The organism is Rhodococcus sp. 06-470-2 (assembly GCF_002258235.1).
Lineage (GTDB): Bacteria > Actinomycetota > Actinomycetes > Mycobacteriales > Mycobacteriaceae > Rhodococcoides.
Genome location: NZ_NOYB01000010.1, coordinates 377,486 through 400,391, shown reverse-complemented (window position 1 = coordinate 400,391; position 22,906 = coordinate 377,486). Strand labels below are relative to the sequence as shown.

Here is a 22,906-nt window from a genome sequence, read left to right as displayed (position 1 = left end):
CCCTCTATTCGCCATTTGTCAATGGCCTATTAATTGGTGGTGAAGTGTGGAACAGTGACGGCCGACACCATGTACGCAAGGAGAGCGAGCACACGTGACGATTTTCGAGAGCTCACCATCGGCGGATCTCGATACCTCTGCCATCGGTCCCGAGGACAGGATCTTCGAGGTGGAGATCGCCGAGGTGACCTACGAAATCGACGATGCGATCTCTCTCGGTTTCAGGGTCCCCGAGGACCACGAAGACCGGTTTCGGTACGAGCCGGGTCAATTTCTCACCCTCGAGATTCCGTGCACCGACGGCGGTTCGGTGGCCCGCTGCTACTCCTTCTCGAGCTCCCCCGTCCGTGACCCGCTCCCCACCGTGACAGTGAAGCGCATCCAGGGCGGAATGGCGTCACACTGGTTGCACGACAACGCCGTTCGCGGGATGCGACTGAGGGCGCTGAAACCGTCGGGCATGTTCGGACCCGAGAGCTGGGACGTGGATTTCGTCCTCATGGCCGCAGGCAGCGGGATCACCCCGATCATGTCGATCGTCAAGACCGCCCTGTTCGAGCACGACAATCGGATCACCCTCGTCTACGCCAACCAGAACCGTGACTCGGTGATCTTCGGGGAGCAGCTGACCGAACTACGGTCTCGCTTTCCCGATCGTCTCGACATTCACCATTGGTACACCTCGGATTCGGGGCTACCCACCGCTGTCGGACTGGCGTCGATGGACGCGAGAGTTCCCGACGAATGCGAGGCGTTCCTGTGCGGGCCTGCGCAGTACATGAACGTCGCCGAGGAATGGCTCACCCGCACCGGCACGACCGCGCACAGAACCCATCGAGAGGTGTTCTCCTCCTTCGAGTCCAATCCGTTTCGGACCGCCGACACCGAGTTGCCCCGCCGAACCGATGCGAACTCCGTCACCGCTCGGGTCGAGATCGACGGAATGGACACCGAGTTCACCTGGAATGCGGACACGAAGCTGCTCGACCGCCTGCTCGAACTCGGTCTCGATCCGCCGTACGTGTGCCGCGAAGGAACCTGCGGCGGGTGTGCCTACACGCTCACCGAGGGCACCGTGACCATGCTCGCGAACGAGACTCTCGACGAGTACGAACTCCAGCACGGCGTCCGATTGGCGTGCCAGTCCGTGCCCGATTCGACGACGGTACGCGCGGTGTTCGACCGCTGATGCCGGAGTGGGGCGCTCAGCCCTCGAGCGTCAGCGAGTGAGGCTCCGACGTGAAGGTCGCAGCCGATCCCGCAGCGCGCGCTATGCCCGCGATTCCGCCCCAGACCATCATGGTGAGGTAGTCGACGAGTTCGTCGGCCGTCATGGTTCGATCGAAGATCCACCAGTGCGATGCCAGCCGGACCGCACCGATCATGGCGAATGCGATGGGCATCGAGCCGGCCGTCGAGAACTCGCGCTCTCCGAATCTGTCGATGATGACCGTGGCCAGCAAGTCGGCGATCAGCCCCTCCGCCGCGGTGATGATCTCCTGATTGCCGCTGACTGCATTGTTGGCGTGGACGTAGATGTAGATATCGGGATCGGTGGCGACCGTCGTGACGTAGGCACCGATCACTGCGCGGGTGAGCCGGTACTCGTCGAGGTCCTCGGACATCGCGTCCTGGATCCGAGGCATCAGTGCAGTCTCGACGTATCGAGCCATCGCGGCGTCGGCGAGACCCTTCTTGTCGGTGAAATGTTTGTACAGAACGGTTTTCGAGACACCGTTCGCGGAGGCGATGGCATCCATACCCACGTCGTGTCCGTGCTCGCGAATTGCTGCCAGTGTGCGATCGAGCAGTTCACGTCGCCGGGTGATTCTGTGCTCGCGCCACCGGTCGCTACGACCGTCCACCTTCACCGCAACGCTCATGCCGATTGCGATACCGCTCGTGATCCCCTCAGCAGAATCGACGCCACCAACTCCGGATCGTCCGACATCGGCACGTGTCCGAGCCCCGAGTACGTCGTCACGTCGGCCTGCGGAAAGATTCGACGCACCAGCGGTGCCTGGTACACCGGCAGAACCCAGTCGCGACGCCCCCACGCGACGGTGACGGGAACGGTCTCGTCGACCGGAACGCTGAAGCGCGGCACCGCGTTACCCGCTGCGTCGATCGCACGGTTGGTGGTGATGCTCAGCGCATCGATCGTGGCCGTCGCCGCTGGAACTCGCCACGGCCTGGCGTAGAACACGCCGTTGGCGATCGTACGACCGACGACGTTCCTCATGACGGCCGGTGCGATCGGACCGATGACCCGGGACGCGGCCCTGAGAAAGCGAAAGACGAGCAGTGCTCGTGTCTGATCCCAGTGACCGCGGAAGAAGCCCGCCGGTGAGAGTGCGGTGGCCGAGGCGACCGACCCACGGGCCGCGAGCTCGAGTGCGAAGTACCCACCCAGCGAATTTCCGGCCACGTGTGGCTTCTCACCGTCCACGGCCACGTGCTCGAGGAAGCGTTCGAGCTCTGCCACGATCCACGGACCGAGGTCGAATTCCTCGGTGGGTAGTTCCGGTGACGCTCCGTGGCCGGGCAGATCCACCGTCACCACTCGCCGGTGCCGTGCCAGAGTCTCGACGACGCTGTCCCACGCGTGTTGCCGGTGCACGATGCCGTGAATGAGCACCAAGGTAGGGCCCTCACCCCGGATCGTGTGAGCCAGGGTGAGTCCATCGATGTCCGACGTCACTGCATACCGATCTTTCTCGGCTGGATCCGGTACACGTTCGCCGTTCCCGACGAGGCCGTCCCAGCCGCGCTCGACTTCGCCGCACGGCCGAAGGTCATCGATTCCGTCAGATCGTCGAACCGTGCGTCGATTCTGTCCAGAATGTAGTTCTGGCGTACCGACCACGGGCGTTCGGTCCCCGATTTCGGTAGCTCGTTCAGAGACCGCGTGACGTAACCGGCGGCCAGATCGACGACCGGACGAGAGTCGACAGCCTTGCCCTGCCGGTCCGGGATCGCATGGGTGTATCCGTGAGATCGCATGTACACCAGGAGTTTCGCCACAGCCTGCGCTGTCATGTCCGCCTTGAGCGTCCACGATGCGTTCGTGTACCCGATGGACCATGCGACGTTGGGTACGTCCTCGAGCATGTGGCCCTTGTAGACGAACTTGTCGTGCGCTTCGAGCCGCTCACCGTCCAGCGACAACTCGATACCGCCGAACGCCTGCAGCTTCAATCCCGTTGCGGTGACGATGATGTCGGCCGGGATTTCGTCACCCGATTCCAGCAGGATGCCGTCGGTGGTGATCTCGGCGATTCGGTCGGTCACCACGCTCGCTCGACCGGAGCGGATGGCCTCGAACAGATCGCCGTCGGGTACGACGCACAGCCGCTGGTCCCACGGGGCATACGTCGGCTTGAAGTGCTTGTCGACGTCGTACCCTCGTGGCAGTTGGGCTTTCGTCATCGCGCGAAAGACCTTGCGGGCCGTCTTCGGTGCACGGCGGCAGAGCTGGTAGGAACCGACCATCAACAGAGCGTTACGCCAGCGAAGTGCGCTGTGCGCGAGCGTGTCCGGAAGCAGGCGTTTGGTGATCGTGGTGAACGGATCGGTCATCGGCAGCGACGCTATGTAGGTCGGTGAGCGCTGCAGCATCGTCACCGACGCGGCGTCGGCCGCAAGCGTGGGCACCAATGTGATTGCGGTTGCTCCACTTCCGATCACGACGACCTTCTTGCCGGAGTGATCGAGGTCCTCGGGCCACTGCTGTGGATGCACCACCTGACCGGTGAACTCGTCCAGCCCGGGAAGGTCGGGGGTGCACCCGCCCGAATAGTCGAAGTAGCCGGTGCACAGGAACAGGAATCGACTGCGGTAGGTCGTGGGAACACCGTTCGCCAGGGCGTCGACCGTCCACATGTCCGTCGACGAGTCCCAGTTCGCTGCGGTGACCATGGTCGAGAAACGCGTGCGCTCGTCGATTCCGTTGGCGTAGGCGGTATCGACGATGTAGTTGCGGATGTCTTCTCCGTGAGCGAGCAGTGTGTCGCCCTGCCACGGCGTGTGCGGGAACGAAAACGTGAAGATGTCACTGTCGGAGCGAATACCGGGGTATCGGAACAGATCCCAGGTACCGCCTGCTCGCTCGCGACCTTCGAGAATCGCGTAGCTGAGCTCCGGCGCCATCTGCTGCAAGCGATATGCGGCTCCGATGCCCGATATACCGGCACCGATGATGAGAACGTCCTCGACGTTGTCGTCGGAACCGTCGAACTCGGGCCACCGACCTTGGCTTTTCGTCACGCCGCGCCTCACTGTTTGCCGAACACCACCGCGATTTCGACCGATCGAGCAGGCAATCGCGACCTACATCACACAATGTGCCATTGACGAGTGGCGATGTCAATGGCAGCCTCGACGCATACCGATGAGAGGAATCCATCATGAACCTCACACCCTCCGTTGGGAGTGGAGCCCACGGAACGACCCGTGAGCTCACCGGATGCACCCCCATCTCGACCGGGACCAGTACCCGATGACTCCCGTGGTGGTCGGGGCCGCAGGAGTCATCGCTCTCCTTCTGTTCACCTCGCGCGGCGCAGGCATGGACTTCGACCGACGCGCCCTCGCCGGCGCGTACAAGCCGACGCGGTCGACCTGGCCGAAGCGACTGCGGAGCCGTCGACGCCAACGATGAACCCGGAAGCCCCGACCGTCGATAGTGACCCATCACACTCCTGTAGGACGTATGTTTCGGAGCAGCCGGTTCGACTCATACTTATCGGCGTCCTCCGCGACGCCCCCAGCTCCGGATGACCGGAGACGACCTACACGAAAGAGGTACGCACCGATATGGCCGACTTCATCGACAAGGCTCAGCACAAGGCAGAAGAACTGGCCGGGACTGCGAAGGAGAAGGCAGGCGAGGCAACCGGTGACGACAGCCTCCGCGCCGAAGGTGCCACCGACCAGGCCAAGGCCAACACCCACCAGGCCGCCGACAAGGCTTCCGACGTAGCAGAGAATGTTGCCGATTCCGCTGCCGGTGCAGCCAAGGAGGCCAAGCATGCCGCCTCCGACGTCGCCGACAAGGCGGCCGACGTTGCCGAGGACGTCAAGGACACCGTCAAGGACAAGGTCGCCAACGTCGATGCCGACGACGTGAAGGAGAAGGCCTCCCAGGTCGCCGACAAGGCAGCCGACAAGGCCTCCGCCGTCGCCGACGACGTGAGGAACACGGTTCGCAACATCGACAGCGACGATGTCGCCCAGGCCGCGAAGGTCGGCACCCCCGTCATCGCCGCCATCGCAGCCGTTGCCGGCGCTGTCGCGTTCGTGCTGATCCGTCGACGCAACCGTCGCAACAGTGCTGCGCACCTGTTCGTGCCGTCGAAGCGCACCACCCGCAAGCTCGCCAAGAAGGCACGCAAGCACAGCTTCTGAAGGTAAGTGCACAGAAGAGCCCCGCCTCCCGTTCGAGGCGGGGCTTTTCTCGTCCCTACAGCTTCTGTCGTCCCTACAGGGGCTTGAGTGCCCGGCTCGGCACCCAGTGCGTGACGGTTTCGCTTCGGTCTCGCGACATCAACTCGTACGTGACGCGACCGAGCCAATCCCCGTCCACGGTGATGGACCATTCGACCAGGTCGCCCGGTACGACGCGTCGTACGTCGAATCCCTCGGGGTTGAACTTCGACGCGTGGTGTGGCGGTAGTGGATAGAGGATGTTCAGGTCGATCCAGACCTTCAGCGGCGGGCGGAGCAACTTGAAGGGGCGCACGGCGGACGCCGGTCGAGGTTGTGCGCGCCGTGCCATCGTTCGATCATACGTTCGATTTCTGCACCGATCCACCGCCTCGGGAAACGAAGAACGGCCACCTGCACGCGGGGTGCAGGTGGCCGTTGTTCGGTGTTCCGAGGATCAGATGCCGAGCGATCCCGCCAGGAAGGGCCACGACTTGTGCAGGTCGTCCTGCCAGTAGCCCCACGAGTGGTTTCCGATCGGGCGGAAGTCCACGGTGGCCGGGATGCCGAGCTGGTCGAGGCGCTTGGCCAGGTTCGAGGTGCAGAAGTTGGTGGCAACTTCGATGCCGCCGCCGACGATGACCTGGTTGGCGAGCGTCGCCGGATCGTTCTTCAGGCGCGGGTTGGCGAAGGTGTCGTTCGGTGCACCCGGCAGGCCGCTACCGGTGCTCATGTAGATCTGCGTTCCGCGGAGCTTCTCGGCGTTGAGCAGCGGATCGTTCTCGCGCCACACTGGGCCGTCGAGCGGGCCCCACATGTTCTCGACATTGCCGCCGCCGTAGGTCTCGACGACGAGCTTGACGAACTGCTGACCGATGGGGTCGGAGGTCTGAGCGCAGCCACTGTAGGCAGCGACGCCGGCGAACTTGCCCGGGTACTTGATCGCGATGTTGAGAACCGAGGTGCCCGTCATCGACAGCGCTGCGAGCGACTGGCGGCCGTTGGTGTCGAACTGGGCGTCGATCAGCGGGGGCAGTTCTTCGCCGAGGAAGGTGCTCCACTTGTTGCTACCGAGCTTCGGATCGTCCTGCAGCCAGTCGGTGTAGTACGACCACTTGCCCTTCTGCGGGGTCACGATGTACGCGTTCTTGTCCGAGAAGAATGCCTCGGCGTCGGTCTGAGACTGCCACGATGCTGCATCCTCGCCGCCGCCTGCACCGTTGAGCAGATACAGCACGGGACGCGACACACTCTCGTCGGCGGGGCGCTGCACCGTGACGGGGATGGTGCGGTTCATCGAAGCCGAGTACACCTGGAGCTGAACCTGGCGGTTGTCGAGGGTGTTCACCGACTCGATCCGCGATCCGTTGCTCGACTGCGTCGTGGCCGCAGGCAGTTCGTCTGCGGACGCGACGGGCGTCATCAGCGCGGTCGGAAGAATCGCCACTGCGAGGGCGACGGCCGTAGCCGAACCGATTCGCCGGAAGCCGTGTCGTCGAGATCGTGGCACGCTGTTTCACCTTTTCGTCGAGTTACACCGGTCGAGTCTCTACATCGGCCGAAGATGAGGTGACGTTACCTCGAGCAACCGTCCGAAGCGTCACGGACCGGACGATTCCGAGACTCGATCGTGATGCTCCGGGCGGTCGCCGCGGGTGGCGAAAATGCAGGCCGCGACGACGATCACCGCAGTCACCACACCCACGGGTAGCGGCGAATACAGCGAGACGATGGGCCGCTCGTGGTCGTCGGATGTGCCGTCCGTCCAGAAGAATTCTCGCGGCGGCACCGGAGCAGACACCCAGAACAGCGTCAGCGCGAACGGAATCAGGGGCGTGATGCTCGACGCCACCGCGCGCACCGGTTGCATCGATCCGACGGCCAGGCCGAGGGCGACCGGATACAGAGTGCAATACGCAACGGTTCCAACGACATTGACCGCACTGTTGTCCATCGCGATCAGACCGGTGGCCGTGACCACGGCGAGGACCACGAGCGCGAGGGTCGACAGGTCTCGGTGCAGACCCACCCGTATCGCGCCGACGAACAGCACAGCGGCGACGGCGAATACCCACCACGACGCGTCCGACCATGCCAGCGAGTTCACCCCGGACGCCGCGATCGGCAAGCCCAGCATGAGGTATCGGCCGTCGCGACCGTCGAGCTTCAGCGCGGCGGCGTAGGTCAGCGCGACGGCGATCGCGACGGCGAAGATCCACATCCTCATCGTCGACGCCGTGTTGCCGAGGTAGGTGTAGACGATCAGGTACACGAGGGCGAGTACGCCGACGACTGCAGCATCGGACGCCTCGAATCCGATCACGAGTGCTCGCCGGGCCGTCGCGACCAGCAGCGCTGCGGTCACGAGGAGAACGAGCAGTGGGACGGTCGATTCGACGTAAAACGGTGCCAGACCATCCATCCACCGCCCCTCACGCGGTCCGCGTAGCGCAGAGATCGCGTCGTAGAACAGCATCGAGCCCAGCAGCCCTGTTGCGATGCCGGCAGACGGAACTCTGCGTCCGCCGGCGATGACACCGCATACGCCCACCAGAGCGCCCGCGCCGAGGGCGTTGGTGGTCACCGCTTGGTTGGCGGCGATCGGCACGAACGACGGCAGTGCAATCACCATTGCCCCGACCGCCGCGGCCACTGCAGCCGCTACCGAGGAGCGCCGAGAATGTACGACGGCCAGCACGAGCACGGCCACCGACACGGCCAGGAAGCCTGCCCACTGCGCGGAGACGAACGCCCCGTACCACTTGCCCGACGACTCGATGTGGAACACATCCCAGCCGAGCGATTCCCGAATCGAGTATCCGGCAACAAATCCACCGCATACCGTTGCCAGAACGGACCCGTACCGATCTGCGATCATGTCTCGAACTTAGAGGTGATGCCTCGGAGCCGGGGACACGACAACCGCACAAGCTGACTCCGTCGACGCCTGCAGCAACTGACGTGACAAGGAGATCAGTTGTACGGCTTCCGCGCCGTTTCGGGGTCGCCGTAGGTGATGGCTCGTTCGCGTCGGGTGCCGGTGGCCAGGGTTGCGGCCCAGTTGATCAGTGTCCCGACGCGATTGCGGTTGCCGGCGAGGAACGCGATGTGGATGACGCCCCACGAGACCCAGCCGAGGAACCCGGACATGCGCAGCGGCCCGGCCTGCACCAGTGCGTGTCCGCGGGCGATGTAGGCAGCGGTGCCGAGGTCTCGGTACTCGAAATCTTTTCGCGCAGAGGCGGTTAGGTCCGCTGCGATTGCCGCGCCCGCGGCTCGGCCGCCCTGCATGGCCACCTCGGCGACTCCCGCAAGCTTGTTCAGCGACATGATGTCTCCGACGACGAAGACGTTGGAGTGTCCGGGGATCGAGAGATCCGGTTGCACGGCGATGCGTCCCGATCGGTCCTGCTCCACTCCCATGGCGTCGGCGAGTTGCTTCACGAACGGGACAGCTTCCACGCCTGCGGTCCACAGCACGGTGTGGGTGTCGTAGCGTGTGACGGTCTTGGGTTCGGCCTTGGCCGTGACCTCGACGTCGGTGGCCGTGACGTCGGTGACGTGCACACCGAGATGCGTTTCCACGCCGACGGCATCGAGGGTGCGTTGCGCTTTCTTCGTCAGCGAGTCGGGGAACGATTCGAGTACGCGGTCGCCGCCGTGGAACAGCAGAACTCGCGCTTCCGACGGGTGAATCGAATCGAACTCCTTTGCCAACGCTCTGGTGGCGAGTTCTCTTATCTGGCCGGCCAATTCGACTCCGGTCGGGCCTCCACCGGCCACCGCGAAGGTGAGCCACGGCCTGCGCTCCTCGGGGGTGGGGAGAGACTCGGCCATCTCGAAGGCGGAGATCAACTTTCGCCTGATCGCGAGGGCGTCGTCGAGGGTCTTCATGCCCGGTGCCCACTGCACGTATTCGTCGTGGCCGTGGTACGCCTGCTGCATTCCGACGGCGACGACGAGGTAGTCGTAGGGCAGCTCGAAGGTCGAGCCGTCGAATCGGCTCGCCGTCACCACTCCGCCGTCACCCGCTGAGCCGTCGACACTGGGGGTCACCGAGGTCGCTTCACCCAGTGCCACATACACGTTCTTCTGTTTGCGCAGCAGGTGTCGCAGCGGACTGGCGATCGAGCCCTCCGACACCAGACCGGTGGCGCATTGGTAGAGCAGCGGCTGGAAGACGTGCGAGGTACCGCGCTCGAGCACGGTGACATCGACGTCTTCGTTGCGCAAACGCCGTGCCGCGTGGAGTCCGCCGAATCCTCCACCGATGACCACAACCCGTCGACGTGCCATTGCGAACTGTCTCCCTCGGACCGATGTGCGGAGAAGGATTCTCCGATTTTTCAGCCTACTCGAGGGCCGCACCCCCGATACGGGGATGCGGCCCTCGCTTCGGTGCAGCTCAGCCGAGCAACGTCCGCATGGTGTCGATTTCCTGCTGCTGTGAGGCCACGATCGTGCGAGCCATCTCCTGCGCGTCGGGGTTCGAGCCGTCGGCGATCTCGATGTTCGCCATCTCGATCGCACCTTCGTGGTGCTCGATCATCATCGTCAGCCATCGGCGGTCGAACTCGGGACCGGCGGCCGCAGTCAACGCGTCCATGTCCTGCTGGGTCATCATGCCTGTGCCCGAGCCGTGGTCCATCTCGCCCATGTCGGACGAGGGTGCGGGCTGACCCCATTCGGCGAGCCAGGCGGTCATCCGCTCCATTTCCGGTTGCTGCGCGGCTTCGATCGCCGACGCCAATGCCACGACGTCCGGATTGTCGGTGCGGCCCTCGACCATTGCCGCCATCTCGATTGCCTGTGCATGATGCGGGTACATCATCCGAGCGAACATCACGTCCGCATCATCGAACTGAGCGGATGCGTCGGCCTGGGTAGATGGCACCGACGACGAGTTCGACGCGCCCATCGAATGGCCGTCCATCGACGAGTCGTCGCTACTGCAGCCGGCGAGAAGGAATACGCTCACGGTGGCGGCAGCCAGCGACGCGACGAGTGTTGTACGCATGTGAAACTCCTTGAACAAGTGCGAAATACAGGGAACTGGGTATGTCGATCCGCCGGTGGTGTGCCTCCACCGGACTGCATGTCACACTCGTAAGGTCACCGATCTGTCCAGCTCCCAGAGGGTCCACGGCGGCGCACGCTCCGAGATGGAGTCGGTGCGCCCACCGATACCGTCGTCCGACATCGGGGCGTGGACGACATCGACGCTCGTCGCCGGGACCGACAACGCAGCCCACGCCACCGTGGTTCCCGCGCACGGATGCATCATCTGATGCGTCGACGGGCAGTCGTGTTCGCCGTCCGCCACCTGTACCGGATCCTCGTGGTGGGTCGTCGACGCCATGGCAGCGTGTTCGCTGCTCACCGACATGGTCGGTGTCACCGAGTGCATCAGCAGCACCCCGAAGATCGTCAGCGCGATCAGCAATCCGGTCGCCGAGGCGAAGCCCGGGCGACTGCGTCGGATCACTGAATGCATGACATCGACGATAGCAAGAGATACCCCCTAGGGGTAACTGGTAGGGACTTCCGCCCCACACCGAAGGACTTCCGCCTCTGTCCGCATCGGCCCCACTCGGTAATGCTCGAGGTGTTCCACACGCGAAGGTCAATGGACGGGACAAGGTCATGACTGCATCGAACCGGATAGTCGTCGGAGTCGACGGATCCGCCACATCCCTCGGCGCGGTCCGCTGGGCGACGCGCGAGGCTGTTCGACGCCACGCCCCGCTCGAGCTGGTCACGTCGTCGCTGTTTGCACCGGGAACCTACGGTGACGCCATCAGCCTTCGGATGGGCGCGTTCACGGACCCCGATATCGAGGCCAAGCGTGTGCTGACCGCAGCGGTCGATGTTGCGCACAAGACGGCGGCCGGTAATTCGCTGATTCTCGACACTCGCCTCGAGCACGGCTCCGCTGCAAGAAACCTGACGCATTTCGACGTCGCACCCGCCATGATCGTCGTCGGGTCGAGGGGTCTCGGCGAGTTCACCGGTGGACTGATCGGGTCGGTCAGCACCGCGGTGGTATCGCACGCCAAATGCCCTGTCGCAGTGATCAAATCGACCATCGTCGGCGACGGACCGGTCGTCGTCGGTGTGGATTGCACGTCCAACAGCCAACCGGCCATCGGGTTCGCCCTCCAGGAAGCATCGCTGCGGGGGGTCGACCTCGTTGCGGTGCACGCCTGGAGTGACCTCGAACTGGGCAGCGTGTTGACGCGCGACGACGAGGGACCGTGGGTCGACTCCGAACTCGCCGAGAAGACGTCGTTGGCGGAGAGCCTGGCCGGATGGTCGGAGGACTATCCGGACGTCACCATCCACCGGGTGGTGGTTCGGGACAGGCCGGTTCGTGAACTGGTCCGTGCGTCCGATACTGCGCAGTTGATCGTCGTGGGGAGCCGTGGTCGGGGCGGATTCGCGTCGATGCTTCTCGGTTCCACCTCACGTGCGGTGCTGCATTCGGTGGACGTTCCCGTCGTCGTCGTTCCCACGAACCGATGACGACGCCGACCGTCGACACCACATACGATTCCGAGAAATTGGACGCAGACCTGCGTTATTGGGCTGCGGCGAACTATCTGACGGTGGCTCAGATCTACCTGCAGGACAACGTATTGCTGCGTCGGCCACTGGAATCGGAGCACATCAAGCCGAGGCTGCTCGGGCATTGGGGCACCAGTCCCGGCCTGTCGATGATCTACACCCTCCTCAACCGCGTGATTCGCCGAACCCATTCGGACTGTCTGTACGTCACCGGGCCGGGACACGGCGGCCCGGCGATGGTGGCGAACACCTACCTCGAAGGCACGTACAGCGAGATCTACCCGGACATCTCGCTCGACAGCGACGGAGTCCGACGGCTGTGCCGTCAATTCTCCACTCCCGGAGGCATTCCGAGCCACGTGAGCGTCCAGACCCCGGGCAGCATTCACGAGGGCGGCGAGCTGGGCTACGCCCTCGTCCACGCCGCCGGCGCAGCGTTCGACAATCCCGATCTGATCGTCGCCTGTGTAGTCGGGGACGGTGAGGCCGAAACCGGTCCCCTGTCCGGTTCGTGGAAGATCCCCGCCTTTCTCAACCCGGTCCGTGACGGCGCAGTGTTGCCGATCCTGCATCTCAACGATGGAAAGATCTCCGGCCCGACGGTTCTCGGTCGTAGCGCCGACCTTGCAGTCGAACGCTTCCTACGGAGCCAGGGGTGGACACCGATCTTCGTCGAGGGCACCGACCCGCGAGAGGTTTTCCCGGCCCTCGAATCTGCCCTCACCCGCGCCCACGATGCGATCGGGAGAGTTCGGCACGCCGCACGAGGCGGCAACCCACGAGGCGACATCGCCTGGCCCGCCATCGTTCTGCGTACGCCCAAGGGCTGGACCGGTCCGCACGAGGTGGACGGCAAGCGCATCGAGGGCACCCACTGGGCGCACCAGGTGCCGTTGTCGGGTGTCCGAGAGAATCCTGCACACCTGGAACTGCTCGAGAAGTGGCTGCTGTCCTACGATCCCCGATCGTTGTTCGACGACAACGGTGCCCCGGTGGCGTCGATTCGGGAGCTCGCACCGTCGGGCACCGAACGTCTCGGTGCCACCCCGTACGCAAACGGCGGTGTGCTGCTGCAGCCCTTGGTCATTCGAGACCTCGAGAACTACGCGCTCACCGTCGAGTCCCCTGGTCGCACGTCGCACGAGACGACCACCGTACTCGGGGAGATGATGCGCGATATCTACCTCGACAACGCCCAGCCCAACGGCGGCGGCAACTTTCGCCTGTTCTGTCCCGACGAGACCGCGAGCAACCGCCTGCAGGCCGTGTTCGAGGCCACCGACCGGTGCTGGCAGCTGCCGACCACCGAGTTCGACGACGATCTCGGTCCCGACGGCCGCGTGATGGAGGTGCTCAGCGAGCATCTGTGCGAGGGCTGGCTCGAGGCGTATCTGCTGTCGGGTCGACACGGCCTGTTCGCGAGCTACGAGGCCTTCGCCATGGTGAGTGTGTCGATGCTGATTCAGCACACCAAGTGGCTGCAGCACGCCGCCACACTCGCATGGCGAGCACCGGTCGCGTCGCTCAACGTGCTGCTCACCAGCACGTGTTGGCGCAACGACCACAACGGATTCAGCCATCAGGGTCCCGGACTGATCGACGCGGTGATTCCCCTGGCACCGGACGTCGTGCGCGTATGGCTACCACCGGATTCCAATACCCTCCTCGCCGTTGCCGATCATTGCTTCCGCAGTCGAGGTCACGTCAACGTTCTGGTGGTGGACAAGCAGAGTCACCCGCAGTATCTGACGCTTCCCGAGGCACGGGCGCATGCAGCGGCGGGTGCGTCCCGCTGGGACTGGGCCGGCACCGAGGAGACCGGTACCGAGGAAGATCCCGAGATCGTTCTGGCGTGTGCCGGCGACGTGCCGACCGAGGAAACCCTGGCGGCCGCACAGTTGTTGCGCACGTGGACTCCCGAGCTCAGGGTCCGCGTGGTCAACGTCATCGATCTGATGGCATTGCTCCCCGTCGTCGATCATCCGCACGGATTCTCCGACGAGCAGTTCGTCGATCTGTTCACCGCCTCTGTCGATGTGGTCTTCGCGTTCCACGGCTATCCCCGCGCGGTGCACCAACTGATGCACGGCCGACCCGACGCCCAGCGGTTCCATGTTCGCGGATTCATCGAACAAGGCACCACCACAACACCGTTCGACATGGTGGTGCTCAACAAGATCAGTCGCTATCACCTCGCGCTCGCAGCACTCGACCGAGCGGGCACTGCGCCGGCCGGTGCCGAACGACTGCGGCAGCACTGCCAGGACCAACTCGTTCGGCACGATGCCTACATCCGGGAACATTTCGAGGATCTTCCCGAGATTCGACAATGGCGGTGGTCGTGACCGCGAGGTGACTACCCGCGGGCGATGATCAGCGGACAGTCGACGCGGTGGGCCAGCGACCGGACGGTGGATCCGAGAAGTCGGTCGCTGAAACCGTTGCGGCCGCTCGAACCGACGACGACGGCCTGCGCCCGCGGTGATACCTCGAGGATCTTCTCGACCACGTTGCCGCGCAATATCTTCTGCTGTACCACGACGTCCGGGTACTGATCGCTCCAGCCGGACAGGCTCTCTGCCAACACGGTTCGACCGTTCGAAAGGATCGCATCGGACCTGTCGGTGGCGGACGCGTCGGGCGCCGAGATCAGTTCGTCCGTCGACACGTGGACTGCGACCAGTTCCGCTCCCCGGAGTGAGGCTTCGTCGAAGGCCAACCGAACAGCGTTCTGGTTGTGCGGCGACCCGTCGATTCCGAGGACAACAGGGCCTCCCGACGAGTGCAGCTCCACGCTTCCCGGCACGATGACCACAGGGCAGTGCGCTTGAACGGCCACCGCGGTGCTCACCGAGCCGAGCAGTTCGGCGAAGTATTCGCCGTTGCCACGCGAACCGACCACCATCATCGAGGCACTCGATGACTGCTCCAGCATGGCCTGAATCGTCGGTCCCACAATCGATTCACTCGTGATGACGAGCGCGTCCGGGTTGTTCACCGAACGTCGAGCGACCAGCGACGCCCAGGCGAGGATCGACTCTGCGGCCGTGTGCTCCTCGGAGCCGATGTGCGACGGCAACGCGACGAAGCTGGTGTACAGAGCCTTGACTTGGTATGCGGACACCAGCTTCACCGGTACCCCACGCAACTCGGCCGCATGCGCGGCCCATCCGACTGCGTCGAGCGACGAGCCGGAACCGTCGACACCGACAACGATCGGAGACTTCCTCGAGGTACTCATGCGTGCGGGACGACGAGGACGGGGCAATGGGCTTGCCGCAGTACGGCGGTCAGTGTTCGTCCGGGCACTCGGTCTCGCTCGTGACCGACCACCATCAGCTGGGCTGTCTCGGAGACCGCCACCAGTTCCGATCCCGAGTCGGCCTCGGCATACACCGACGCCACACGAATGTCGGGATAGTCCGCGCCGAAGGGTTCGAGCCGAACGTCCATTGCCGATTCGGGGTGTAGCCCGTCGCCCGGGCCGCTGAGAGCGGACGCGAGAATGGAGGAGACAGCCTGAGTGTGCACCGCCAAGACGCTGGCCGCCCTGATCGATGCCTCGTGAAATGCCTGAGCCACCACGACATCGGCTTGCGAGACGTCGGCGTCACCCAGGGCTGCAACGACCGGGCCGCGGCGTTCGGCGTCGAAATGACGGACGATCGCGACGGGGTGGGGCGATGCTTCGACCACGGCACCGACCATCGATCCGAGTACCCAGGCGGCCACCGCACTGCCGGTGGTGGTCCCCAGTACCAGCAGAGACGCAGATCCGGCCCCGGTCGACATCACCGATTCGGGCCGACCCTGCAGAACGACCGATTCCACGAGAACCGCCGGATCGATCGCTGCGGCCGCATCCTCTGCGCGACTCAATGCCGCGCGGGCATAGTCACCGTCGACATCCGGAGCGCCGTAGACGGTTTCGGGCACCGCATGTCTGTCGATCACGTGGATCAAGCGAAGTGACGTGCCCCGCCCGCGTGCCTCCTGCACGGCGAACCGAACCGCATCGAGTGCGGTCTCCGATCCGTCGATTCCGACCACGACCGGTCCGGTGGAATGTGAAGTGTTCATCAGATGCCTCTCGATGGTGCGCGTCTACGACGAGAACGCTACGAGCGCAGGCACACCTGGCACAGCAGTCCGAGGTCATCGGAACAAGTGACCTAGGTCGTCCGCCGTCAGGGCAGCGGTACCGACCAGATCAGCTCGGTGCCACCTGCGTCGGTCGCGGACGACCCGAAGGTCATCGTGCCGCCGCAGTCGACTGCCCGCGCCTCGAGGTTCGCCAGTCCACTGCGAGTGATGTTCTCGTCCAGTCCGATTCCGTCGTCGGAGACCTCGATGCGGAGATCGTCCCCGACCGCCAGGGTGACGTTGACGGTCTGGGCCCGAGCATGGTGGACGACGTTGCTCACCGCTTCGCGAATGACGGCAACGGCGTGGTCGGCGAGGGTACTGTCGATGACCGACAGGGGCCCGAACATGCGAACCACGGCGCGAATGGGAACGCTTTCGGTGAGTTCGAGGACGGCTCCGTTGACGCGCTGCCGTAGACGAGTGGTCGAGTGTGTCGAGCTCTGCAGGTCGAAGATCGTCGTACGAATGTCCTGCACGGTGTCCTGCAGGTCGTCGATGGTGCGAGTCAGACGTTGACGAATGTCGTCGAGCTCGGTCTTCTGCAACGTGCTCTGCAGCGACAATCCGGCCGCGAAGATCCGTTGGATGACGTGATCGTGAAGGTCTCGGGCGATCCGATCACGGTCCGCGAGAACGTCGAGCTCGTGCATGCGCCGCGTGGTGTCGGCCATCTCCATCACGAGTGCGGCCTGGTCGGCGAAGCTGGAAATGAGATCGAGTTGAGAGTCGCTGAAGACCGGTCCGCCCTTTCGGCGCAGCGTCACCAGGACGCCTCGCACGCCGTCGGCTACCCGAAGCGGCGAGATCAGGGCCGGGCCGAAGGTGTTCGCCACATGCGCGTTGGGTCGGTAGTCCAGCTCCTCCTTGCGGGTAGCGGTCCGAAGGCGATATGCCGCACCGGAACTCGATCCCTCGATCGGGATGAGCGAACCCACCAGAGCGTCTGCGTCGTGCCCCTCGGCGACCGAGATGACCAACCGGGAGACCGTGTCCGAGTTCGGAGCCGCGTCGGCGGGAACAGCGATGAACGCACTGTCGGCCCCGGTCAGATGCAATGCCCGCCTCGACACCATGTGCAGCACTTCGTCGATGTCGCTCCCGGCCAACAGTTCGGTACCGATGTCCCGCATCGCTTCCATCCACGATTGCCGGATCCGCGACTCCTCGTACAGGTGTGCGTTCTCGATCGCGATTCCGGCCGCCGAGGCGAGAGCCCGGGTGACCACCTCGTCGTCCTCGGTGAACTGGGCTCCGTCCTTCTTCTCGGTGAGGTACAGGTTTCCGAACACCTCGTCACGCACCCGAATGGGCACGCCGAGAAACGATTTCATCGGCGGATGGTTGGGAGGGAAGCCCACTGCCTCCGGATGCGACGACAAGTCGTCGAGTCTGAGCACATGAGGTTGGTCGATGAGCAGACCCAGCACACCTCGTCCGGTGGGAAGTGGGCCGATCGCCTCGCGCACCTGCTCTTCCATGCCGTGATGGATGAACGCCTTCAGCTCGTGACCCTCGCCGCGCACGCCGAGTGCACCGTACCGGGCACCGACGAGGTTGACGGCCGACTCCACGATCGACCGCAACGTCACCTCCAGGTCGAGGCCCGAGGTGATGACGAACATCGCATCGAGCAGACCGTCCGCCTGTACTCGTGCATCCGCGATGCGACCGATTCGGTCCTGCACCTCGGCCAGCAGTTCACCGAGGCGGAGCTGCGGAAGACCCGGTCCGCGGTGATCATCCATCCGACGGCCCGGATTGCGTTCGCGGATGCGTTTCGGCCAGCCTCGACGCGTACACCGCTGCCTGGGTGCGGCGCTCCATCCCGAGCTTGGCCAGCAACCGGGAGACGTAGTTCTTGACGGTTTTCTCCGCCAGGAACATTCGAGCGGCGATCTGCCGATTCGTCAGCCCCTCCCCCAGGAGGTCGAGCAATGTCCGTTCCTGCCCGGTGAGGTGATCGATCGGTCCGGGAGCGGCCGTGCCCGCCCGCAGCTTGTCCATCAGCGCGGCCGCTGCGCGATTGTCCAACAGCGACCGACCGGAGCCGACATCCTTGATCGCGCGAGTCAGCTCCATACCGGTGATGTCCTTGACGACGTAGCCGCTCGCGCCGGCGAGGATCGCGTCGAGCATGGCCTGGTCCTCGGTGAACGAGGTCAGCATCATGGTCTTGAGATCGGGCAGTCGGTCGAGCAATTCGCGGCAGAGCTCGATGCCGTTGCCGTCCGGCAGTCGAACGTCGAGAACGGCGACGTCCGGCCTCAACGCGGGAATACGAGCGAGTGCCTGTGCGCAACTTCCGGCTTCACCGATCACGGAAAGATCGGGATCGGAATTGATGAGATCGATCAGACCTCGACGCACGATCTCGTGGTCGTCGACCAAGAACACTGTGACCACGTCCAACCCCTCACCCGCGTCCTCGGTGGGCGCATCCTTTCCCAACACTACGGACCCGCACACGGGAGAGCTCGACCTTTGGTCATCGAAAGTGGGGTCGAAAGTCCCTGATCTCGGTGTAGTTGTCCTGGCGCGCGGATGCCGAGCCGAAGAGTCTGATGGAGCTCTGGCACCACCTCGAAGGGACTCATCAGATGGGCAGATCCCACACCGTCGTCGGAGTCGACGGTTCAGCCGCGTCTCTGGACGCTGTCCGGTGGGCCGTGCTCGATTCCGAACTGCACGGCTCCGACCTGACTATCGTCTCGGCCGTCCCGACGGTTCTCACGGGCCTCGATGCCCTACCCGAACGGACATCCGCGCATCTGAGGTTCGAGACGAACCGCATTCTGGACGAGGCGATGTCGATAGCCCGGCCGACGGGGTCGGCCGTGTCCACCATCGCCGTCGACGTGGTTCTGTCGGACCGCCCCGCCGCTGCCGCTCTACTCGAGATGTCCGAGACGTCTCGGATGGTTGTCATCGGGACACGCGGACTCGGTGCGGCACAACGCACGTCGTTGGGTTCGGTCAGCGTCGCGCTGAGTACGCATGCACACTGCCCGGTCACGGTCGTACATGCATGGCCGATGAGCGGCTACACGGGGTTCGAGGCGGTCGTGGTCGGCGTCGATGGGACCTCGGCCGCCATGGCCGCGGTGGAGCGGGCGTTCGAAGAGGCAGAAGTCCGAAGCGCTCCACTCACCGCACTGCACGCGTGGGCCGATTCGGATCTGTCGATAGGGATGTCGGTTCCCGGCCTCGATTGGGCGGACCATCGACCCGAAGCCGACGGCGTGTTGGCAAGGGCCGTCGATGATTGCGCGCGTCGGCATCCGACGGTGGCACTACGACAGGTGGCGGTCAGAGACCGACCGGTCCACGCACTGCTGGACCACGCGCAGAGCGCCCAACTGGTGGTGCTGGGCAGTCACGGTCGCGGAGGATTCGCCGGAATGATGCTCGGCTCGACCAGCCGCTCGGTGATGGCACGCGCATCGTGTCCGGTCACCGTTGTGCCCAGTGCCGCGCGCAACAGAACGCCTGCGACGAAGGAGTACCTGTGAAAACTGGGGAAGAACTGTTCGACCCGCGACATGCGTGCGCCGATCCGGATCGACTGCAGCACCTGACGGACATGAATCATTTTGCACTGCAATTGAACCGAAGCCGAACCGACAGGACATCCACATGCGCATACTGATCGCAACAGCAAGCCGCCACGGCGCCACCCGAGAAATCGGACAGTGGCTGGGCTCGTCGATTCTGCGGGAACTGTCCAGCATCGACAGCACGACGACAGTCGATGTTCGTGATGCCCGCGACGTGGACAGCATTGCCGAGTACGACGCCGCGATAATCGGCAGTGGCGTGTACATGGGCCGATGGCTCCGAGACGCACGCGCGCTGGTCACCAGGGAACAGGCCGAACTGGAGGCAATTCCTGTGTGGCTCTTCTCGAGTGGCCCGGTGGACGACAGCACTCCGCCGAGAGCTCGGCCGAAAGAGACCGAGGCCGACTGGGTGATCGAGCATCGCGTGTTCGGTGGCAAGCTGACGAACTCGCGGTTGTCACTGTTCGAGCGTGCCGTCGTGCGACTGATCGGTGCCTCCGATGGTGACAGCAGATCACGAGCAGAGGTCATGTCGTGGGCGGTGGTCATCGCCTCCCATCTCACACCTTTTGTGCTCCAGGCCGATGAGGCCTCTCGGCTCAATTGAACGCCGAAGACGAGTGACCGCGGACTCCCTCGTCCACCTGGGTGCTCGGCTCCGGGACCTACGGCCGAGCGGGTGGAAACCAACCCCGAGCGTCACGCAGGGTGCGGCCGGCCTCGTCGACTGTCGATCGGTTCCAGCGCTCGGCGACTCTGCGTAATTCTGCACGCGCTTCGGCAACCGTGCGGCCACTGGCAACAAGAACACCGATTGCCTGGTTCACCTCACTCACATCGGCAAGAGATCGCGGCTCGGAAGCCCCGGAATCGGTTCCGCCGCGGACCGGATCTCTGGTCCCTATCACCACGTCGAACCGTTCACCGTCGACGATCGACGTCAGGGTGATCGAGCCGACATCCGAGACGGCCACATCGATGTCGGCCGCCAACTGCCCGGCCAAGCGCGCAAGATCGTCCAGCAATCGAGGCGGAAGTTTCATCGAGAATCCAGGTGCGGCCCGATCGCCGATTCGATTCGTCCGATATACCCGCGGCATCCTGCCGGGCGGGTATGCGAGCGCGAGGAAAAGTCGGACTCGATGCCTCGGAATGCGCTCGCGGCTCGAACGCTACGCCCTTACGTGCGGGAACGGGAGCGGGCCGTCTTCATCGCCTCGCCCACCATGGCCTCAGCGACCACTGCGACTTTCTTGTGCTCGCTCTGGCTCAACGATCGGAGCTTGTCGTACCCCTGGGCTCCGGTGCATCCGCTTCGGCTGATCAGCACCCCGATCGCCTGGTCGATAACGGAGCGATTGCTCAGTGCCATCTCGAGCTGCTCGGTGAGCCGGGCGGCACTCGACAGCGCCCGCGCGTTCTGCACCGAGACCGCAGCCGGTACCGCGAACAGGTCGCCCAACTCTGCAGCGCGAGCATCGAACGCGTCGGGCCGGCGCGCGTAGACATTCATCGCGCCGAGCACACCGCCTGCGGTGATCAGCGGAAGAGACAACACGCTGTGCACTCCCATTCGACCGACCTTCGGACCGAATTCCGGCCACTGAGGGTCGGTTTCGAGTGAACCGGATCGAACGGTGATGCCCTCGGCAGCTGCGGTGATGGAGGGGCCTTGGCCGAGTCCGTACTGAATGTCGTCGACGGCACGGACGAATTCCGCGCTCGCGACAATCGTGTCGGGGCGGTCGGGATGCAGGAGCGTCAATCCGGCACCGTCCGCGCCGGGAACGGCCCGAACTGCAAGTTGCGCCACGTGAGAGAGGGTGTCGGACAGAGACAGATCGGTCATCGGCAGTTTGCTGAGGTCGACCAGGCTCGACCGGAGGTCGTCTTCGTGTTCCCCTGCGTTCATCACTGCTCACTCCGTTGTGGGCACACATGCCTTTCGGGTATGCGCCTGCCCACCCCGACCTTACGGCTTCACCGACAGCCGAGTCGCTCGGACGAAGGAGCACCGGGATCGGTCCACTGCGACCGACGAGGTCCACGTCAGAACTCGAACACCTGGCGAGCGGTGACGCGGCCACCCATGAGGTCGTCGAAGCACTCGTTCACTTCGTCCAACTTGCGCGATACGGCCGATACCGTGGTCCGCCCGGCCTCGTGCAGTGCGAATACTTCACGTAGGTCCTTTCGCGTACCGACGATCGAACCGAGGACGGAGATTCCGCCGACGACCGTCTCGAAGATCGGGACCGGGAACACACCGTGAGCGGGCATCGAGACACACACCAGTCGACCGCCGCGGCGAAGCGAACGGAAGGCCTGATCGAACACGCTCGGGATGACGGCCAACACGATGGCCACATCGGCTCCGCCGAGCGCCTTGATCTCCTCGACGGGGTCGACCTTCGACGAGTCGACCGTGTGATCGGCACCGAGTTCACGTGCAAGTTCGAGCTTCTCTTCCTCGATGTCGACTGCGGTGACGAATCCGCCCGCGATCTTGGCGTACTGCACCGCCATGTGGCCCAGTCCGCCGACGCCGAAGATGGCCACGCGCTGAGCCGGTGTGACACCGCCGACCTTGACTGCCTTGTAGGTGGTGACGCCGGCACACGTCAGCGGAGCGGCGTCGAACGAGGAGATGCCGTCGGGAACGCGGACGACGTATTTCGCATGGGCCACAGCGTATTCGGCGTAGGCCCCGTCGATCGAGTAGCCACTGTTCTGCTGTGTCTCGCACAGCGTCTCCCATCCGGACACGCAGTGATCGCATTCGCCGCACGCCGAACCGAGCCACGCGATCGCCACGCGTTCGCCGATTCGACTCGTGTCGACCTGCGATCCCACGGCCTCGATCACGCCGATTCCCTCGTGCCCGGGAACGAACGGCAGGGTCGGCTTGGCCGGCCAATCCCCCTGCGCTGCATGAATATCGGTGTGACAGACTCCGCACGTCTCCATCTTCACCAGCACCTGCTCCGGTGCGGGTGTCGGGATAGGGATGTCCTTGACGACCAGGGGTCCGCCGAACTCGGTGACAACAGCAGCTTTCATCGTGGATTTCCTCCAACTATCGAAACCAGTGCCGTTCTCGACCATCGAGCAATGCACACTGTCGATGGTCGATGCTGCGGCACTCGGCATGTAGGGCCGGAAGTCACCGCCGGTTGGGGACGTATACCGAACCGGCAGCTCGGGAGCAGAAAGGC

Annotated in this window: 23 protein-coding genes; 7 read left to right on the top strand and 16 right to left on the bottom strand. The window is 64.3% G+C overall.

What is annotated here, in order from left to right; all coding sequences use genetic code 11:
* Nucleotides 1-94: 94 nt before the first annotated feature.
* Complete coding sequence (locus CH276_RS05330) at nt 95-1,189, top strand: ferredoxin--NADP reductase (RefSeq protein WP_303396050.1); 1,095 nt, start codon at nt 95-97, stop codon at nt 1,187-1,189.
* A 16-nt stretch (nt 1,190-1,205) separates the two neighbouring features.
* On the opposite strand, the gene CH276_RS05325 is transcribed toward CH276_RS05330, so the two are convergent.
* The 3 genes from CH276_RS05325 to CH276_RS05315 are packed head-to-tail and all read right to left on the bottom strand — an operon-like array spanning nt 1,206 to nt 4,266.
* Complete coding sequence (locus CH276_RS05325; protein WP_045196924.1) at nt 1,206-1,883, bottom strand: TetR/AcrR family transcriptional regulator; 678 nt, start codon at nt 1,881-1,883, stop codon at nt 1,206-1,208.
* Complete coding sequence (locus tag CH276_RS05320; RefSeq protein WP_094630265.1) at nt 1,880-2,701, bottom strand: alpha/beta fold hydrolase; 822 nt, start codon at nt 2,699-2,701, stop codon at nt 1,880-1,882. Before CH276_RS05320 ends, CH276_RS05325 begins: the two co-directional genes overlap by 4 nt.
* The gene (locus CH276_RS05315) at nt 2,698-4,266 is read right to left on the bottom strand and encodes a flavin-containing monooxygenase (protein ID WP_176459111.1); all 1,569 of its coding nucleotides are present in this window, start codon (nt 4,264-4,266) and stop codon (nt 2,698-2,700) included. Before CH276_RS05315 ends, CH276_RS05320 begins: the two co-directional genes overlap by 4 nt.
* A 199-nt stretch (nt 4,267-4,465) precedes the next feature.
* Here CH276_RS05315 and CH276_RS05310 point away from each other — a divergent pair, with 199 nt between their 5' ends.
* Both CH276_RS05310 and CH276_RS29345 read left to right on the top strand, forming a co-directional pair.
* Nucleotides 4,466-4,660, top strand: coding sequence for a hypothetical protein (locus CH276_RS05310; RefSeq protein WP_045196926.1), 195 nt, complete (start codon nt 4,466-4,468; stop codon nt 4,658-4,660).
* Between the two features lie 155 nt (nt 4,661-4,815).
* Complete coding sequence (locus CH276_RS29345) at nt 4,816-5,406, top strand: CsbD family protein (protein WP_094630263.1); 591 nt, start codon at nt 4,816-4,818, stop codon at nt 5,404-5,406.
* A gap of 73 nt (nt 5,407-5,479) precedes the next feature.
* Here CH276_RS29345 and CH276_RS05300 read toward each other — a convergent pair whose 3' ends face one another.
* The 6 genes from CH276_RS05300 to CH276_RS05275 all read right to left on the bottom strand — a co-directional run bounded on the left by CH276_RS05300 (nt 5,480) and on the right by CH276_RS05275 (nt 10,918).
* On the bottom strand, nt 5,480-5,776 hold the full coding sequence (locus CH276_RS05300; protein ID WP_032376174.1) for a hypothetical protein: 297 nt from the start codon (nt 5,774-5,776) through the stop codon (nt 5,480-5,482).
* A 105-nt stretch (nt 5,777-5,881) separates the two neighbouring features.
* Nucleotides 5,882-6,847 (bottom strand): alpha/beta hydrolase, encoded by a 966-nt coding sequence (locus CH276_RS05295; protein ID WP_441344225.1) that lies wholly within the window; start codon nt 6,845-6,847, stop codon nt 5,882-5,884.
* Between the two features lie 177 nt (nt 6,848-7,024).
* The gene (locus CH276_RS05290; RefSeq protein ID WP_094630261.1) at nt 7,025-8,302 is read right to left on the bottom strand and encodes a hypothetical protein; all 1,278 of its coding nucleotides are present in this window, start codon (nt 8,300-8,302) and stop codon (nt 7,025-7,027) included.
* A 95-nt stretch (nt 8,303-8,397) separates the two neighbouring features.
* A complete protein-coding gene (locus CH276_RS05285) occupies nt 8,398-9,720 on the bottom strand; it encodes an NAD(P)/FAD-dependent oxidoreductase (protein WP_094630260.1) in 1,323 nt (440 codons plus the stop codon).
* Between the two features lie 109 nt (nt 9,721-9,829).
* Nucleotides 9,830-10,441 (bottom strand): DUF305 domain-containing protein, encoded by a 612-nt coding sequence (locus CH276_RS05280; protein ID WP_094630621.1) that lies wholly within the window; start codon nt 10,439-10,441, stop codon nt 9,830-9,832.
* A gap of 81 nt (nt 10,442-10,522) precedes the next feature.
* Entirely contained in the window at nt 10,523-10,918 is a 396-nt protein-coding gene (locus CH276_RS05275; protein WP_094630259.1) for a DUF6153 family protein, read from the bottom strand.
* Nucleotides 10,919-11,067: 149 nt separating this feature from the next.
* Here CH276_RS05275 and CH276_RS05270 point away from each other — a divergent pair, with 149 nt between their 5' ends.
* A complete protein-coding gene (locus tag CH276_RS05270; RefSeq protein ID WP_094630258.1) occupies nt 11,068-11,946 on the top strand; it encodes a universal stress protein in 879 nt (292 codons plus the stop codon).
* Complete coding sequence (locus CH276_RS05265; RefSeq protein WP_094630257.1) at nt 11,943-14,333, top strand: phosphoketolase family protein; 2,391 nt, start codon at nt 11,943-11,945, stop codon at nt 14,331-14,333. The genes CH276_RS05270 and CH276_RS05265 overlap by 4 nt, the downstream gene beginning before the upstream one ends.
* 11 nt (nt 14,334-14,344) lie before the next feature.
* Here the strand turns inward: CH276_RS05265 and CH276_RS05260 are convergent, their stop codons facing one another.
* The 4 genes from CH276_RS05260 to CH276_RS05245 form a co-directional block, all read right to left on the bottom strand.
* Entirely contained in the window at nt 14,345-15,229 is an 885-nt protein-coding gene (locus CH276_RS05260; RefSeq protein WP_094630256.1) for a universal stress protein, read from the bottom strand.
* A complete protein-coding gene (locus tag CH276_RS05255) occupies nt 15,226-16,068 on the bottom strand; it encodes a universal stress protein (protein ID WP_094630255.1) in 843 nt (280 codons plus the stop codon). The genes CH276_RS05260 and CH276_RS05255 overlap by 4 nt, the downstream gene beginning before the upstream one ends.
* A 107-nt stretch (nt 16,069-16,175) precedes the next feature.
* A complete protein-coding gene (locus CH276_RS05250; RefSeq protein WP_094630254.1) occupies nt 16,176-17,879 on the bottom strand; it encodes a sensor histidine kinase in 1,704 nt (567 codons plus the stop codon).
* Complete coding sequence (locus CH276_RS05245) at nt 17,872-18,537, bottom strand: response regulator (protein ID WP_094630620.1); 666 nt, start codon at nt 18,535-18,537, stop codon at nt 17,872-17,874. Before CH276_RS05245 ends, CH276_RS05250 begins: the two co-directional genes overlap by 8 nt.
* A gap of 194 nt (nt 18,538-18,731) precedes the next feature.
* Here CH276_RS05245 and CH276_RS05240 point away from each other — a divergent pair, with 194 nt between their 5' ends.
* Both CH276_RS05240 and CH276_RS05235 read left to right on the top strand, forming a co-directional pair.
* Nucleotides 18,732-19,643 (top strand): universal stress protein, encoded by a 912-nt coding sequence (locus CH276_RS05240; protein ID WP_176459110.1) that lies wholly within the window; start codon nt 18,732-18,734, stop codon nt 19,641-19,643.
* Nucleotides 19,644-19,767: 124 nt separating this feature from the next.
* Nucleotides 19,768-20,298: a flavodoxin domain-containing protein gene (locus tag CH276_RS05235; RefSeq protein ID WP_094630252.1), complete on the top strand. Its 531-nt coding sequence runs from the start codon at nt 19,768-19,770 to the stop codon at nt 20,296-20,298.
* 58 nt (nt 20,299-20,356) lie between these two features.
* Here CH276_RS05235 and CH276_RS05230 read toward each other — a convergent pair whose 3' ends face one another.
* From CH276_RS05230 to adhP, 3 genes are all read right to left on the bottom strand, one after another.
* The gene (locus tag CH276_RS05230) at nt 20,357-20,734 is read right to left on the bottom strand and encodes a hypothetical protein (RefSeq protein WP_094630251.1); all 378 of its coding nucleotides are present in this window, start codon (nt 20,732-20,734) and stop codon (nt 20,357-20,359) included.
* A 137-nt stretch (nt 20,735-20,871) separates the two neighbouring features.
* On the bottom strand, nt 20,872-21,603 hold the full coding sequence (locus CH276_RS05225) for a GAF and ANTAR domain-containing protein (RefSeq protein ID WP_094630250.1): 732 nt from the start codon (nt 21,601-21,603) through the stop codon (nt 20,872-20,874).
* Between the two features lie 137 nt (nt 21,604-21,740).
* On the bottom strand, nt 21,741-22,751 hold the full coding sequence (adhP, locus tag CH276_RS05220) for an alcohol dehydrogenase AdhP (protein ID WP_037193942.1): 1,011 nt from the start codon (nt 22,749-22,751) through the stop codon (nt 21,741-21,743).
* Nucleotides 22,752-22,906: the final 155 nt, after the last annotated feature.

What these genes read in the sequence shown, in the direction of transcription:
- CH276_RS05255 (WP_094630255.1), bottom strand. Translation starts at nt 16,068, where the DNA reads ATGAACACTTCACATTCCACCGGACCGGTCGTGGTCGGAATCGACGGA.
- CH276_RS05310 (WP_045196926.1), top strand. Translation starts at nt 4,466, where the DNA reads ATGCACCCCCATCTCGACCGGGACCAGTACCCGATGACTCCCGTGGTG.
- CH276_RS05250 (WP_094630254.1), bottom strand. Translation starts at nt 17,879, where the DNA reads ATGGATGATCACCGCGGACCGGGTCTTCCGCAGCTCCGCCTCGGTGAA.
- CH276_RS05290 (WP_094630261.1), bottom strand. Translation starts at nt 8,302, where the DNA reads ATGATCGCAGATCGGTACGGGTCCGTTCTGGCAACGGTATGCGGTGGA.
- CH276_RS05295 (WP_441344225.1), bottom strand. Translation starts at nt 6,847, where the DNA reads ATGACGCCCGTCGCGTCCGCAGACGAACTGCCTGCGGCCACGACGCAG.
- CH276_RS05225 (WP_094630250.1), bottom strand. Translation starts at nt 21,603, where the DNA reads ATGAACGCAGGGGAACACGAAGACGACCTCCGGTCGAGCCTGGTCGAC.
- adhP (WP_037193942.1), bottom strand. Translation starts at nt 22,751, where the DNA reads ATGAAAGCTGCTGTTGTCACCGAGTTCGGCGGACCCCTGGTCGTCAAG.
- CH276_RS05275 (WP_094630259.1), bottom strand. Translation starts at nt 10,918, where the DNA reads ATGCATTCAGTGATCCGACGCAGTCGCCCGGGCTTCGCCTCGGCGACC.
- CH276_RS05270 (WP_094630258.1), top strand. Translation starts at nt 11,068, where the DNA reads ATGACTGCATCGAACCGGATAGTCGTCGGAGTCGACGGATCCGCCACA.
- CH276_RS05265 (WP_094630257.1), top strand. Translation starts at nt 11,943, where the DNA reads ATGACGACGCCGACCGTCGACACCACATACGATTCCGAGAAATTGGAC.
- CH276_RS29345 (WP_094630263.1), top strand. Translation starts at nt 4,816, where the DNA reads ATGGCCGACTTCATCGACAAGGCTCAGCACAAGGCAGAAGAACTGGCC.
- CH276_RS05325 (WP_045196924.1), bottom strand. Translation starts at nt 1,883, where the DNA reads ATGAGCGTTGCGGTGAAGGTGGACGGTCGTAGCGACCGGTGGCGCGAG.
- CH276_RS05260 (WP_094630256.1), bottom strand. Translation starts at nt 15,229, where the DNA reads ATGAGTACCTCGAGGAAGTCTCCGATCGTTGTCGGTGTCGACGGTTCC.
- CH276_RS05280 (WP_094630621.1), bottom strand. Translation starts at nt 10,441, where the DNA reads ATGCGTACAACACTCGTCGCGTCGCTGGCTGCCGCCACCGTGAGCGTA.
- CH276_RS05285 (WP_094630260.1), bottom strand. Translation starts at nt 9,720, where the DNA reads ATGGCACGTCGACGGGTTGTGGTCATCGGTGGAGGATTCGGCGGACTC.
- CH276_RS05230 (WP_094630251.1), bottom strand. Translation starts at nt 20,734, where the DNA reads ATGAAACTTCCGCCTCGATTGCTGGACGATCTTGCGCGCTTGGCCGGG.
- CH276_RS05300 (WP_032376174.1), bottom strand. Translation starts at nt 5,776, where the DNA reads ATGGCACGGCGCGCACAACCTCGACCGGCGTCCGCCGTGCGCCCCTTC.
- CH276_RS05240 (WP_176459110.1), top strand. Translation starts at nt 18,732, where the DNA reads ATGGGCAGATCCCACACCGTCGTCGGAGTCGACGGTTCAGCCGCGTCT.
- CH276_RS05235 (WP_094630252.1), top strand. Translation starts at nt 19,768, where the DNA reads ATGCGCATACTGATCGCAACAGCAAGCCGCCACGGCGCCACCCGAGAA.